This window comes from Bacillus halotolerans (assembly GCF_001517105.1).
Taxonomy (GTDB): Bacteria; Bacillota; Bacilli; order Bacillales; family Bacillaceae; genus Bacillus; species Bacillus halotolerans.
In genome coordinates this window covers 232839-249402 of sequence record NZ_LPVF01000010.1, presented here as the reverse complement: position 1 = coordinate 249402, position 16564 = coordinate 232839, and the positions used below count along the sequence as shown (strand labels likewise).

Here is a 16564-nt window from a genome sequence, read left to right as displayed (position 1 = left end):
AAGAAATTCTCGATGCCTACAGATCAGGAGAATTAACGATTACTGAGGTAGAAGAACATCTTCAAAGTATGAAGCGTCAGTTGAAAAGCCCGCTTTCAGAAGGTCAAAAAGGGTTATGGATGCTTCAAAAAATGTCTCCTGATATGGGCGCATATAATATTCCTTTATGCTTTCGCGTCAGCAAAAAATTACATGTCGAGACGTTCAAGCAAGCCCTTCTGTTTGTACAGAAACAATATCCTGTTTTAACGAGTGTGATTCAAGAGGAAAATGGCATTCCATATCAAACGGTTCAGCCGTCGCAGGCTCTTCATTTTGAGGAAGCGGATATCTCAGCTATGCATTCAGCTGAGGTATTGCCCTGCCTAAAAGAAAAAGCTAAAGAACCTTTTCATCTGGAAACAGGTCCGTTAATGCGCACATATCTGTTTCATCAGTCAAATGAGGCATGCATTGTGCTTATCACGGTTCATCATATTATATTTGACGGTGTGTCAATGCTGACATTTATATCGACGCTTTTAGAGGCGTATCAACAATTGCTGCGAGGCGAAGAGCTGGTGCTGCAGACTTTACCGGCCGATTATCCTGACTTTGTTGACTGGGAAAATCGTATGCTGGGCGCTAGAGAAGGGGCTGAGCACCTTGCTTATTGGAAAGAGCAGCTGTCCGGAACGCTGCCTATTCTTGAGCTGCCGGCCGACCGTCCCCGTCCTTCAGCACAAAAATATAAGGGGCAAGCTTACAAAAGCTTGCTCCCTCATAACCTGAGCAAGCAAATAAAGTCGTTAGCCCGTTCTCATGATGTGAACGAATCTGTTGTGTATCTTTGTATTTATAAAGTGCTGCTGCATCACTATACAAAACAAAAGGACATCATTGTCGGAGTCCCGACAATGGGGCGGCCTGAAGACGGTTTTGAATCGATCATTGGGTACTTTATTAATATGATGGCTGTTCGGAGTAAAGAGATAGGAACCCAAACATGTCAAGAGTTCCTTCGAGACCTGCAGCTGACAGTGGCAGACGGACTTGACCATGCGGCATACCCGTTTCCGGCACTGGTAAGAGAACTGAATGTAGACCGCTCAGCAGCGGATTCTCCGATTTTTCAAACAGCCTTTCTCTACCAGAATTTCTTTCAGACAGCAGGCTTACAAAAAATGCTGAAGCAATATCAAGCTCTTGGCATCAAATATATCGAGGACATTCGGCAAGAAGGGGAATTCGAGCTGGCACTGGAAGTGTATGAACAAGAAAACGAAACAGTGCTTCATCTTCTGTATAACCCTGATATATATGAATTATCTTCCATTGAAAGAATGATGGAGAACTACATCAAACTCACTGAGAACATCATTAACGATCCGTCTTTATCACTTGAAACATACTCTTTACAGCTAGATCAGGAACAAATCAGCTTGTTCGAGCAATGGAATGCGACAAAGACAAATGACTCCAAAGACAAGTGCATACATGAGATTTTTGAGGAAAAAGCGAAAAAAACCCCCGATGCGATAGCGGTCGTATTCGAAGAGGAGACTCTTACATATAAGGAATTAGATCAAAAAAGCACATCGCTGGCCATTTACCTTCAAGCACAGGGGGCTGGACCAGAACGACCGGTAGGGATTTGTGCAGAGCGTTCGTTTGATATGCTGATCGGAATTTTAGGGATTCTGAAAGCTGGCGGGGCGTATGTGCCTCTAGATCCGAACTTCCCTCAAGAACGATTAGCGTACATGCTCAAAGACAGTGAAGCGTCCATTGTCCTTACACAATCTAAAGCTCATGACAAAGTAAACAAGATAACTGATGACAATGTAAAAGTCATCAATATCGATTTGGCTTGCAGTCAAACGGACACTGCTCAACAAAAAAGTGAATTGAAACGAGAAGTCAAACCCCATCATCTCGCATATATCATTTACACCTCGGGCAGTACGGGACAGCCTAAAGGAGTCATGGTAGAGCATCAGAGCATTATGAATACGCTGAATTTTCTTGAATCCCAGTATCCTGTCACTGCTGGGGACGCTTATTTATTAAAGACGAACTATGTTTTCGACGTATCCATATCGGAAATATTCGGCTGGTTTATCGGAAATGGCCGCCTTATTATTCTTCCGCCAGATGGAGAGAAATCACCGCAGCTGTGCATGGATGTGATTGAAAAATATCATGTGACCCATGTTAATTTTGTCCCTGCCATGCTGCATGTATTTTTAGAAACGGCAAAAGACAACAGGAAATTTACTGAAGAAGGACCAATCAAATACATGATGGTTGCAGGAGAAGCCTTTCCTAAGGAATTGGTGAAAAAGGCAGTATCCATCTTTAAAAACTGCCGTGTTGAAAATATTTACGGACCAACAGAAGCCTCCATTTACGCGACTTATTTCGGATGCGGAACAGGAGATATCGCCAGTCATCATACGCCAATCGGCAAGCCTGTATCCAATACGAAGATTTATATCGTGGACCAGCATTTAAAGCCTGTTCCGATCGGAAAACCTGGTGAGCTTTGTATCGCAGGCGACGGATTGGCAAGGGGCTATTATAACCAGCCTGGCCTGACAGCGGAAACATTTATTGACAATCCGTTTGAAGCTGGGACCAAGCTTTATAAATCCGGTGATTCAGCAAGATGGCTGCCTGACGGGAATATTGAATATTTAGGCCGCATTGACAGCCAGGTTAAAATCCGAGGTTTCCGAATTGAATTAGGTGCAATAGAAACGAAACTGAGTGAATATCCGGGCATTTTAGATCAGGCAGTAGTGGTCAAGCAGCTGGAAGGACATAAAAAGCTGGCTGCATATTATACGGAGCAAATTGGACATCCGCCTATCGATCTAAACGATTTGCGCCGCTGCCTGAAATCCAGCCTGCCGGAATATATGATACCTGCGCACTTTATCCGCCTGGATGAAATGCCGTTAACACCAAGCGGGAAAGTGAACCGCAAGGAATTGGAACATCGGAAGGTCATTTTAAATCATAGAAAAACACAACATTTACAGTTATCAGAAGTAGAGGGAAAAGTGCAGCTCATTTGGGAGGATATGCTGAAAGTCAGCGGTTTTGGGCCAGAGGACGGATTTTTCGATGTGGGAGGCGATTCACTTCTTGCCGTGGCCGTGGCGGAACGAATCCAAAAAGAATTTGACTGTGAATTCAGTGTAACGGAGCTGTTCGAGTACGCCAATATCCGGGCCAGCAGCCAATACATTATTGAAATGAAAAACACAGATGCGGCGGACATACCTCAAAATGAAAGCAAGCAGAATGTGAAGAGGGTGAAACAAACGGAACAGACGGAGCAGCAAGCGCTGCCGTTGTATTTTGAAGACAGTATTGCCATTGTGGGAATCTCCTGCCAGTTTCCGGGAGCGAAAAATCATCATGAGTTCTGGAATCAAATTAAAGAAGGCAAGGAAAGTATTCAATTTTTTTCAAAAGAAGAACTGCGAGAATACGGAGTGCCTGAAGAATTAATTCAACATCCTGATTACGTTCCTGTGCAATCTGTGATTGAGGGAAAAGATTTGTTTGACCCAGGTTTCTTTCAAATCTCTCCTAAAGATGCTGAGTTTATGGACCCTCAGCTTCGTCTCTTATTGCTGCATTCATGGAAAGCAATTGAGGATGCGGGCTATGTGGCAAAAGAGATTCCGGAAACAAGTGTATATATGTCTGCAAGCAACAATTCCTACAGAACGTTATTGCCGAAGGAGAGAACAGAAGGACATGAATCTCCGGATGGCTATGTCTCATGGGTATTAGCCCAAAGCGGAACGATCCCGACGATGATCTCGCACAAACTCGGATTAAAGGGGCCAAGCTACTTTGTTCATTCCAATTGTTCTTCTTCACTAGTAGGTTTGTATCAAGCGTACAAAAGTCTAACAGCTGGTGAATCTGAATACGCGCTTGTTGGAGGCGCAACCTTGCACGCGCAGTCAGGAATAGGCTATGTGCATCAAAACGGATTGAATTTTTCAAGTGACGGGCATGTTAAGGCATTTGACGCCGCAGCTGACGGAATGGCTGGAGGAGAAGGTGTAGCTGTCGTCCTATTGAAAAAAGCTGTGGATGCGGTAAGAGACGGAGACCATATTTACGCCATCATGCGCGGAATAGGAATCAATAATGACGGAGCTGATAAGGCCGGCTTTTATGCACCTAGCGTAAAAGGCCAAACAGAGGTCATACAGAGCGTATTGGACGAAACAGATATCCATCCTGAAACGATCAGCTACATTGAAGCACACGGTACAGGGACTAAATTAGGCGACCCTATTGAAATTTCCGCCTTAAACAAAGTGTACAGGCAATACACGGACAAAACACAATTTTGCGGAATTGGTTCGGTGAAAACCAATATCGGACATTTGGATACTGCCGCAGGGTTAGCCGGCTGCATTAAGGTTGCCATGAGCTTATCTCATAACGAACTTGCGCCAACTATCAACTGCCAGGAGCCGAATCCTAATATTCACTTTGACAGCTCTCCATTTTATGTTGTCCGCGAACGAAAATTATTACAGAAAAATCAAGGTGTACATCGGGCAGCGCTGAGCTCGTTTGGGCTTGGCGGAACGAACGCTCATGCCATATTCGAACAATATGAAAATGCCCAAGATACAAGAGCGGATAACGAAGGAAATCCTCCGTACCTCATTCCGGTATCGGCAAAGAACAGGGAGCGGCTGCAAGCATATGTAAAGGAATTGCTGACATTTGTCAGTCAAAATGATCTGACACAACACTCTTTAAGGGATTTGGCATACACCTTCCAGATCGGCCGGGAGGCGATGGACACAAGAGTTATTTTTATGGCGAGCGATTTGGAAGAATGGAAGCTGCAGCTGGAGCGTTTTGTGAATGGACAACCGTTGACAGAAGGCTGTATTCAAGGAGAAAAAACGCGAGTGAAATCCGCTGATCTCTTGCTTGGGGATGAGGAAACGGAAGAACTGGTTGCTTCATGGATGTCCAAAGGCAAACTGAAGAAGCTTGCCGAAGTGTGGGCCAAAGGTTTTCAGGTTGAATGGCGCCATCTTTACCCGAATGCGAAGCCGCGCCGCATGAGTCTGCCGACATATCCTTTTGCTGAAGAACGGTACTGGCCTGACATCAGCACGGGCAATCGTAAAACAGCTGAACCACGCTTGCATCCTTTGGTGCACCAGAATACATCTGTTTTATCGGAGCAGCGGTTCAGCTCCTGCTTCACAGGACAGGAGTATTTTATTGCTGAGCATATCATTAAAGGGATGGCGATTTTGCCTGCAGCTGTCACGCTTGAAATGGCAAGAGCCGCTATAGAGCAAGGAATTGGCGGTTTAGATGATGAGGAATCCGGAATCCGCCTGAAACATGTGGTTTGGATGCGTCCGGTTGTAGCGGGAGATGAGCCGGTTACAGTAAACATCGGGCTCTATGATGAAGACGGCGGACATATTCTTTATCGGATGTATGGTGAACCGGAATCCGCTGACGCAGACCCAATTGTATATAACCAGGGCATAGCGGAATTATTTCAGCCAAAGCATGCGGAGGTATTGGATCTAGAGGCGATAAAGAATCAATGTAATCAAGGCTTCATGGACACCTCCTTATTTTATGAAGGCATGATCGGAGCCGATTACGGTCCCGGATACAAGAGTGTGGAGACCGTTTATAAAGGAGACGGCCAGCTGCTCGCCAAATTATCGCTGCCGGGATCTGTCTCTCATACAGCAGCCGATTATGCTCTTCATCCAAGTTTATTGGATGGGGCGTTACAGGCGGCTGAATATCTGCAAAACGTCACCAGGGCGGAGCTTTCTGACAGTGAAGACTTTAAAGCCGCGCTGCCATTTGCTTTAGAGGAGCTTGAAGTCTTTCATGAATGCGTTTCTGATATGTGGGTTTATGTTCAATTCAATTCAAATAATAAACCGGGCGATCTGATACAGAAAGTTGATATTGATCTATGCGATGAGCATGGCAGCGTTTGTATACGGATGAAGGGATTTTCGACGAGAGTGATGGAGAATGACATACAAACAGAATCATCACATTCAGAAACCTTACTGCTTCAGCCCGTTTGGAAAGAACAAAAGGCTGGCGGAACAGCGGATAAAGAATATGCAGAGCATCTCGTGTTCCTCTGTGAATGTGATCAGGATATAAGAAAAAAGATCGAAGCAGAAATGGAGCATGTCCATGTCTTCATCCTGGAAGCAAGGCCTGCTTCAGTGGATGGGCGTTTTCATTCGTATACGGAACAGGTGTTTAGAAAAGTGCAAGCGCTGATTCGCGAGAAACCGAAAGGAGATATTCTGATTCAGATCGTGACCTCCGCAGAAGGCGAGCAGCGATTGTTTTCTGGATTGACCGGGCTGCTGAAAACGGCCGAATTAGAAACGGCTAAGCTGACCGGACAAATGATTGAAATCAGCAGTGAAGAAAGCGGGGAAAGCATCGCCCGCAAACTGAAAGAAAATCAAATAAGCAGCGGCACCCATATCAGATATCAAAACGGCACACGATTTATTGCAGATTGGAGTGAAATGAAAGCGGCAAGCCGTAACATCAGCATGCCGTGGAAAGACGGCGGCGTTTACCTCATCACAGGCGGTGCCGGTGGCTTAGGCCTTATGTTCGCAAAAGAAATTGCTGAACAAACGAAAAATGCGACAGTCGTTCTGACGGGCCGTTCACCTCTGAATGATAATAAAAGAGGGAAGATTGAAGAGCTTCGCGCCATAGGGGCCGAGATCACCTATCAGCAAATGGATGTTGCCGATAAAATCGCAGTGTACCAGTTAATGAACAATATCCAGAAAGAACATGGCCGTCTTGATGGCATTCTTCATAGCGCGGGAATTATTAAAGATAGCTATTTGGCCAAGAAATCAGCAGAAGATTTGCATGACGTGCTGGCGCCTAAAGTAAAAGGACTCGTTCACCTGGATGAAGCCAGCAAGGATTTGGCATTGGATGTTTTCATTCTCTTTTCATCTCTTTCGGGAAGTTTAGGCAGCATTGGTCAGGCTGACTATGCGGCAGCCAATGTATTTATGGATATGTATGCCGGTTACCGCAGTACGCTAGCCGAACAGGGTCAACGGCATGGCAAAACGCTTTCTGTAAACTGGCCATTATGGAAAGAGGGCGGCATGAAGGTCGATCGTGAAACGGAGAAAAGACTTGTGCAGCTGGCCGGAATTGTTCCTCTGGAAGCAAAACAAGGCATACAGGCTTTTTATCAAGCGTTCAATAGTGAGGCAAGCCAGGTCATGGTGATGGAAGGAAACGTTCAGAAGATAAAACAAAACATGCTGTCAAAAACCGCCTCAGCACCTATTGAAAAGAGGGAAACAGAAAGCATGACTGAACCGGCAAAGAGCATTGACACAGGGAGTTTGCTGGATAAAGTAAAGGCGATGTTAAAGCGGGAGGTCGCCAAGCTATTAAAGGTTCCATTTGAAACGATTGATGACCATGCCGAAATGACGGTGTATGGGTTTGACTCCATTTCTATGACGGAATTCACCAACCATATCAATCGGGCATATAAACTGGCGCTGACGCCAACCGTCTTTTTTGACCATCCGACGATCCATGAGTTCGGCAAGCATTTGTCAGAAGAATATCAAGCGGTATTTGCGAAAACATTTGCTGTACGCACCAGGTCTAAGGTTCAGGCTCAGCCTGCATTTGAACAGGATAAAACCATACATGGCACCTCAAAAAGACGCCGAAAGCAGCCGGTTATGCATCCGGCAACCATACAGAGTGAATCCGGGCCCGAGCCAATCGCAATCGTCGGAATAAGCGGCATTTTTCCTATGGCAAAAGATGTGGATGCCTACTGGAAGAACTTAAAAGAAGGCAAGGACTGCATGACGGAAATTCCGAAAGACCGCTGGGATTGGCGCGAATATGAAGGGGACCCTGCGAAGGAAGCCAATAAAACGAATGTAAGATGGGGAGGTTTTATTGACGGCATTGCGGAATTCGACCCATTATTCTTTGGCATTTCCCCGCGTGAAGCTGAACAAATGGAGCCGCAGCAACGCTTATTATTGACTTACGCATGGAAAGCGATTGAAGATGCAGGGTATTCGGCAAAAAGTCTGTCAGGCACAAAAACAGGCGTCTTCATCGGAACGGGTAATACAGGATACAGTTCTCTTTTCTCTAAAGCGAACTCGGCAATAGAAGGGTCAGCGGCAGCTAACACGAGCCCGTCAGTCGGTCCGAATCGTGTCAGTTATTTCCTTAATCTGCATGGGCCGAGTGAACCTATTGATACGGCGTGCTCCAGTTCATTGGTAGCGATCCATCACGCCATTTCCTCAATCGAGGAAGGCACTTGTGAAATGGCATTAGCCGGCGGCGTTAATACGATTATTCTGCCTGAGGTGTATATCAGCTTTGATAAAGCGGGTGCCCTGAGCAAAGAAGGCAAATGCAAGACGTTCTCAAATCGAGCTGATGGTTTTGCTCATGGGGAAGGAGCCGGCATACTGTTTCTGAAGAAGTTAAAAGCGGCCGAGGAAGCGGGAGACCATATTTATGGAGTGATAAAAGGAAGCGCAGTGAACCATGGGGGGCGTGCGGCGTCTTTAACGACGCCTAATCCGAAGGCCCAGGCGGAAGTCATACAAACGGCATTCCAAAAGGCGGGAATCGATCCCAAAACGGTGACGTACATTGAGGCGCACGGAACAGGTACGGAGCTTGGAGATCCGGTTGAAATTAACGGATTGAAAGCGGCTTTTAAAGGGCTGGGTGTAAAAGAAGGAGACACTTCTGCCAATCATTATTGCGGCCTCGGTTCAGCGAAGACAAACATCGGTCATTTATCGCTTGCAGCCGGTGCAGCAGGAATTATTAAAATTTTAATGCAGCTTAAACACAAAACCTTAGTGAAAAGTCTCCATTGCGAGCCTGTCAATCCGTATATTCAGCTTGAAAACAGCCCATTTTATATCGTTCGGGAAACAGAAGAATGGAAAGCGCTACAGAATGAGCAGGGGCAGGATCTGCCTCGCCGTGCAGGCGTCAGTTCATTTGGTATCGGCGGGGTAAATGCCCACGTGCTCATCGAGGAATATATTCCGAAGGCGGACGCTGGCAGCATAACGTCGATCACTTCTGAACATCCAGGTATTTTCGTCCTATCAGCTAAAAATGAAGCAAGACTGAAAGAATACGCACAGCAGCTGGCTGAAGCGTTAGACCAGCATATTTACAAAAACGAAGATCTCGCAAATATTGCTTATACACTGCAAGCCGGGCGAGACGCGATGGAAGAACGGCTGGGGATCATTTCCGGGTCAATTGAGGATTTGCAAGACAAGCTAAAAGACTATGCAGCCGGCAAAAATAATGTGGAGGATGTATATAGAGGGCGGATTGATAAAGGAACGCTGCAAATGCTGACGGAAGATGAAGAAATTCAAGAAGCGGTTGAAAAATGGATGAAGCGCGGAAAGTATGCAAAACTGCTGGAATTATGGGTGAAAGGGCTTGATGTGGACTGGGCGAAGCTGTATGGCGAGAATGAGCCGCATCGCATCAGCTTGCCGACATATCCGTTTGCGAAAGACCGTTACTGGATTTCTGATTATGTCGCAAAAAGGGGAAGCGTTAAAGCCGACAAAAAAGCATCTCACATCAGCGCATCTGTGTTACATCCATTAATGCATCAAAACACTTCGAATCTCTCGGAACAGCGGTTTAGCTCAATCTATACGGGAGAAGAGTTTTTCCTTGCAGATCATGTTGTCAAAGGCCAACGGATCTTGCCGGGAGTGGCCCATCTTGAAATGGCGCGAGCTGCCATTGAGCAGGCTGCAGAGGTACAAAACGGTCAGTATCGCATTACGCTCAAAAACACAGTGTGGGTGCGGCCGATTGTAGTCGGGGAGCAGCCGCTGCAAGTACACATCAGGCTTTTTCCGGAGGAGTATGGTGACATTACGTATGAAATCTACGGCAACCCGGAAACAGCCGGTGACAAACCAATTGTATACAGTCAAGGCGGAGCTGAATTACATCCTGCTGCGGATACGCCGGTCATTGATTTAGCATCCCTGCGAAATAAGTGTCAGCAAACTCATTTCTCCGTAAACGAAGTATACGACACCTATAAAATGATTGGTTTTGACTACGGTCCAGCTTATCGCGGTGTAGAAAAGATTTATACAGCTGAACATTTTGTATTGGCAAGATTGTCATTGCATCCTTCTGTTTTAGATACAATTAGCCAATTCAGCATGCATCCGGGTCTGATGGACTCCGCTTTACAGGCATCCAGCATTTTGACAGGCGCAGGAGATAACCGGCTGACGCTGCCTTTTGCGGTTCAAGAGCTTGAAGTCTTCGGGACATGTTCCTCGAACATGTGGGTATACGCCAGATACAGTGAAGGCAGCAAATCGACTGATAAGGTGCAAAAGCGGGATATCGATATCTTAGATGAGAACGGCAATGTTTGCGTACGGTTAAAAGGTTTGTCTTTCAGAGCGGCAGAAAGCGATCCTAGATCAGCAGAGTCTGACCAAACGATGGAAACTTTGATGTTTGAGGAAAAATGGATGTCTAGGGAGATCGACAAAGACGGTCCGGAACCAGAATATGAACGGCATATTATCATGCTGTGTGAAATGAACGGACTCTCAAAAGACAGCATTGAATCAAAGCTCAAAGGAGCGGAATGTATAGTATTGGAGTCTTACCGGGAGGGTCTGGCAGAGCGATTCCAAGATTATGCCGAACAAGCGCTTGAGACGATACAGAGTATCCTCAAAAGCAAGCCGCAAGGCCATGTTCTGATCCAAATGCTTACCTCCGCGCAAAGAAAGCATTACTCTTTCTCAGGACTTTCGGCGCTCCTTAAAACGGCCGGGCTGGAGAATACAAAGCTGATCGGCCAGACGATTGAAATCGATACAAACGAAACTATGAATAGGATCGCAGACATAGTCCAAGAGAATAAAAGAAACACAGGAGATCAGCGCATTAAATATGAAAAAGGCAAACGGTACATCAATGAATTAAATGAAATTCATACGCCTGACCGTGAAATCAGATTGCCGTGGAAGGATAAGGGTGTGTACCTCATCACAGGCGGCGCAGGAGGACTTGGATTTATTTTTGCGAAAGAAATTGCAAGCCAAGTCAAACAGCCTGTTTTGATTCTTACAGGCAGGTCCGCGCTTAGCGCTGATCAGCAATCACAGCTTAGCGAGCTGCAGCGTTTAGGTGCCCGTACAGAGTACAGACGGGTTGATGTGACTCAAACGGAGGCTGCGTCCGAGTTAATCACAAGGATCACAGCTGATTATGGCGATTTGCATGGCGTGATTCACAGTGCTGGACTGCTTAAAGACAACTATCTCATGAATAAAACAAATGAAGAACTTAAGCAGGTCCTCGCTCCTAAGGTAAAAGGGCTCGTAAATGTGGATGAGGCAACCGAGCATCTCGCGTTAGATTTCTTTATCCTTTTCTCTTCCATATCTAGTGTCACCGGCAGCGCGGGACAGGCGGATTATGCGATGGCTAATGCATTTATGGACAGCTATGCCGCTTATCGTAATGCGCTTGTGACCGCCATGTACAGACACGGCCAAACATTGTCGATCAATTGGCCGCTGTGGAAAGAGGGCGGCATGCGTGTAAATAAAGAAACTGAAAAAATGACAATGAAAAATACGGGCGTTACGGCTATGCGAACTGAAACCGGCATTCAGGCACTTTATAAAGGATTGGCTTTTGGTAAAGATAACGTCATTGTCATGGAAGGTATCAAAGACATGATGAGAGAAAAGCTGTCTCAAAAGCCGTCTTCTGAAGATGTTCCGAATAAACCAGCGCAAGAGCCTGTGACCCAGATAGCAAGAATGGATCAAGACAGCTTATTGGACCAAATACAAGACATTTTAAAGCAAGCAATCTCTCAATTGCTCAAAATCAAAACTGAAGAGATTGATCCGGATATGGAGTTTAATCAATATGGATTTGATTCAATCACTTTGACTGAATTCGCTAATATATTGAATGAACAATACAAGCTGGATCTGACCCCTACAATTTTCTTTGAGCATGCAACTGTTTCTGCATTTGCCGTGTATTTATCAGCAGAATATCAAAATACATTCTCTGCGCAATTTGCAGTGCCTGTCAAGGAGGATCTGCCTGTACAGCCTGCGGAAAAAGCCATGAAAGACATCAGGTTTTCAACCGAAAACCGTTTTGGCAAACCGAAGGAGCTGCCAGTGAAGAAGGCAGCCGAGCATGCGCCTGAGCCCGAACCCATTGCCATTGTAGGGATGAGCGGAGTTTTCCCAAAAGCAAAGGATGTTGAGGAGTACTGGATGAATTTGAAAGAAGGAACAGATTGTATAACAGAGGTTCCAAAAGACCGCTGGGATTGGCGTGAGTACTACGGAGACCCGCTAAAAGAAGCAAATAAAACGAACGTCAAATGGGGCGGTTTTATTGATGGAGTAGCCGACTTTGATCCGTTGTTCTTCGGCATTTCTCCGTTGGAGGCTGAGCAGATGGAGCCTCAGCAGCGTCTATTAATGACCTATGCTTGGAAAGCGATAGAAGAAGCGGGACATTCAGCCCAAAGCCTATCAGGAACCAAAACGGGCTTATTCATCGGTACTGGGAACACGGGATACAGCTCTCTTCTCTCAAATGTAGATATCGAAGGCTCAGCGGCTGCTAATATGAGTCCTTCTGCCGGACCGAATAGAGTCAGTTATTTTCTGAACATTCATGGACCGAGCGAACCGATTGACACGGCATGTTCAAGCTCACTGGTCGCCATTCATCATGCAGTTTGTGCAATTGAAGCTGGAAACTGTGAAATGGCGATCGCGGGAGGCGTCAACACGGTTGTCACACCGCAAGGCCACATTGCCTACGATAAAGCAGGGGCTCTGAGCAAAGAAGGAAAATGCAAAACGTTCTCTGATAAAGCCGATGGATTTGCGGTCAGTGAAGGTGCAGGCATCCTCTTCGTGAAAAAACTAAAGGCGGCGGAACGCGACGGCGATCATATTTACGGTGTGATCAAAGGAAGTGCGGTAAATCACGGAGGCCGCGCGAATTCTCTGACGACGCCTAATCCGAAGGCTCAGGCAGAAGTCGTAAAAACCGCTTATTTGAAGGCGGGAATCGATCCGAGAACTGTGACGTATATTGAAGCGCATGGAACCGGAACGGAACTTGGCGATCCGGTAGAAATTAACGGGCTGAAGGCTGCATTTAAAGAACTGTACGAGAAAACGGGAGATCCTTCTGTTCATGCCAGCCATTGCGGACTGGGTTCAGCGAAGACAAACATCGGCCATTTATCGCTCGCAGCCGGTGTAGCCGGTGTCATCAAAATCCTGTTGCAGCTAAAACACAAAACGCTGGTAAAAAGTCTGCACAGTGAGACGATCAATCCGTATATCAGGTTGGAAGACAGCCCATTTTATATCGTGCGGGAATCCAGGGAATGGAAAGCGCTGCGGGATGAAAACGGACGGGAGCTGCCTCGCCGAGCCGGAGTCAGTTCATTTGGCATAGGCGGTGTCAATGCCCATGTGGTCATTGAGGAATATATTCCAAAAGAAACTGCTCCTTCTGAACAAGCGCTAGCAGTGACATCACAGAACCCGGGCATCTTTGTCTTGTCGGCAAAGGAAGAAGATCGCCTGAAGGACCAAGCACAGCAATTGGCGGATTTTATCAGCAAACATTCAATCTCAGATCGTGATCTCACTGATATTGCTTATACACTCCAAGAGGGGCGCGATGCAATGGAGGAGAGATTAGGGATTATCGCTGTCTCAGTTCAAGATTTGCTGGAGAAACTGTACCTCTTTATAGAAGGACAAACCAATGCGACCAACATGTATAGAGGCAGGGCGAATAAAGGGATATTACAGACACTCAGGTCAGACGAAGACATTCAGAAAACACTCAAAAATGACTGGGAACCCGAAGTTTATACAAAACTGGTTGAATTATGGGTAGCAGGATTAAAAATAGATTGGAATAAAATGTATAACGGAAAACAGCCTAACCGCATCAGCTTGCCGACCTATCCATTTGCAAAAGAGCGCTACTGGATAACGGATATGAAAGAGGAGGCAATCACACAAAAGGCACCGACAAAAACTGTTGATACAGCAGTTTTGCACCCATTAGTACAAATCAACACTTCTGATTTGACAGAGCAGCGTTTCAGCTCAATCTTTACAGGCGCTGAGTTCTTTTTCAACGACCACAAGGTGAAGGGAAAGCCGGTCATGCCGGGGGTCGCGTATCTTGAGATGGTGCATGCAGCCATTTCGCAGGCAGTGCGAGGGCTCAAAGATCATCAATCTGTCATTCATATAAAAAATGTTGTTTGGGTACAGCCGATTGTGGCGGACGGTCAGCCTGTCCAAGTGCATATCAGTCTTGATCCTCAGCACGATGGTGAAATTGCTTTTGAAATCTTTACAGAAGACGGTGAGAACACACGGAAGGTACACAGTCAGGGCAGTGTTGAGATAAGAGAGGCAGGAAACATTCCTTCTCATAATATCAGCGCGCTGCAATCACAATGCAGTCAAAGCACACTTTCAAATGAACAGTGCTATGAGTTATTTAAAGCGATCGGCATAGAATACGGGCTTGGTTTTCAAGGAATACAGCAGCTTTACATTGGCCGTAACCAAGCGTTGGCAGAGCTTTCGCTGCCGTCTGGAGTATCTCAAACGCTGAACGAATTTGTACTTCATCCGAGTATGACGGATTCTGCTTTGCAGGCGTCGATCGGGTTAAAGCTGAATTCCGGAGATGAACAGCTTTCATTGCCTTTTGCTCTGCAGGAGCTTGAAGTATATAGCCCATGTACAGAAAACATGTGGGTCTCTGTCACCTCGCGTCCAAACGAGGACAGAATACAACGGCTGGATATTGATCTATGTGATGAACAAGGCCAGGTATGTGTAAGAATCAGGGGCATCTCCTCAAGAGTGATAGAAGAAGACATACAACGCCCGGGAAAAATAAAACCCTCTGACAGCAAGGCGTCTCTTAATGGAGCGCTTCTAATGGCGCCGGTATGGGATCAAGTGCAAACGGGAAATAGCAGGATCATTCCGTCTGCTGATGAGCGTGTTGTCATTCTAGGTGGGGATGAAAACAGCAGAAACGCTGTACAAAGACAGTTCCCGCTTGCCAAAGAGCTCCATATCAAGCCGCATGATTCGATTCATCAGTTGGCAAACCAGCTTGATGCATTAGGGGCATTTGACCATATTGTGTGGATTTCTCCTTCCCATGTTGCGGAGTGCGAAATCGGTGATGACATGATTGAAGCCCAAAACCAAAACGTTATTCAACTGTTCAGGCTCATTAAGGCGATGCTTTCTTTAGGCTATGGAGAAAAGACGATAAGCTGGACGGTCGTGACAGCGAATACGCAATGTGTTGATCAGCATGACATTGTCAATCCAATTGATGCCGGTCTTCACGGTCTGATCGGCTCGATGGCAAAAGAATATACAAATTGGCAGATAAAACTGATCGATGTAGATCGAAATGAAGATTGGCCGGTGGCCGAAATCTTTTCCTTGCCTTTCGACCAAGAGGGAAATACTTGGGCGTGTCGAAACAAAACCTGGCACAAACAGCGTCTGATCCCTGTACACAGCAATCAGCCTGTGCACACCAAGTATAAACACGGAGGCGTTTATGTGGTCATAGGCGGTGCGGGCGGAATTGGAGAAGCTTGGAGCGAATATGTGATTCGAACATACCAAGCGCACGTCGTTTGGATTGGGAGAAGAACAAAAGATACATCCATTCAAAGCAAGCTGGACAGACTTGCGCGTTTTGGGCCGGCTCCGTTTTACATCGAAGCTGATGCCGCAAACCGAGAGGACTTGGAACGCGCTTATGCAGCCATCAAACAAATACATCGGGAAATCAACGGAATCATTCATTCTGCCATCGTTTTGCAAGACCAAAGCCTGATGAATATGAATGAGGAACGTTTCAGAAATGTTCTTTCTGCAAAAGTGGATGTAAGTGTGCAAATGGCTCAAGTCTTCCAGAAAGAGCCGTTGGACTTTGCTTTGTTTTTCTCTTCCGTACAATCATTTGCAAGAGCTTCAGGACAGAGCAATTATGCTGCCGGCTGCAGCTTTAAGGATGCTTTTGCCCATCGGCTTTCACAAGTATGGCCTTGTACAGTAGCTGTGATCAATTGGAGTTATTGGGGCAGCATTGGTGTTGTTTCCTCACCTGATTATCAGCGAAGAATGGCGCAGGCGGGCATAGGCTCTATTGAAGCCCCTGAAGCGATGGAAGCGTTGGAACTGCTGCTCGGGGGGCCGCTGAAACAGCTTGTGATGATGAAGATGGCAGACTGCGGAACGGACAATGACTCAGGACAGAATGACGAAACAATTGAGGTGTATCCGGAAACTCACAGCTCCGCCATTGAGAAACTGCGAAGCTATCACCCGGGAGACAGCACAAAGATACAACAACTGTTATAGGAGGGGAA

At 46.2% G+C, this 16564-nt stretch carries 1 protein-coding gene; it reads left to right on the top strand.

Going from position 1 to position 16564, the window contains the following annotated elements; translation table 11 throughout:
• Nucleotides 1–68: 68 nt before the first annotated feature.
• Nucleotides 69–16556 (top strand): non-ribosomal peptide synthetase, encoded by a 16488-nt coding sequence (locus AU387_RS11840; RefSeq protein ID WP_082687906.1) that lies wholly within the window; start codon nt 69–71, stop codon nt 16554–16556.
• Nucleotides 16557–16564 lie beyond the last annotated feature (8 nt).

Coding starts and splice junctions, on each gene's coding strand:
- AU387_RS11840 (WP_082687906.1), top strand. CDS start 69: ATGAAGCGTCAGTTGAAAAGCCCGCTTTCAGAAGGTCAAAAAGGGTTA.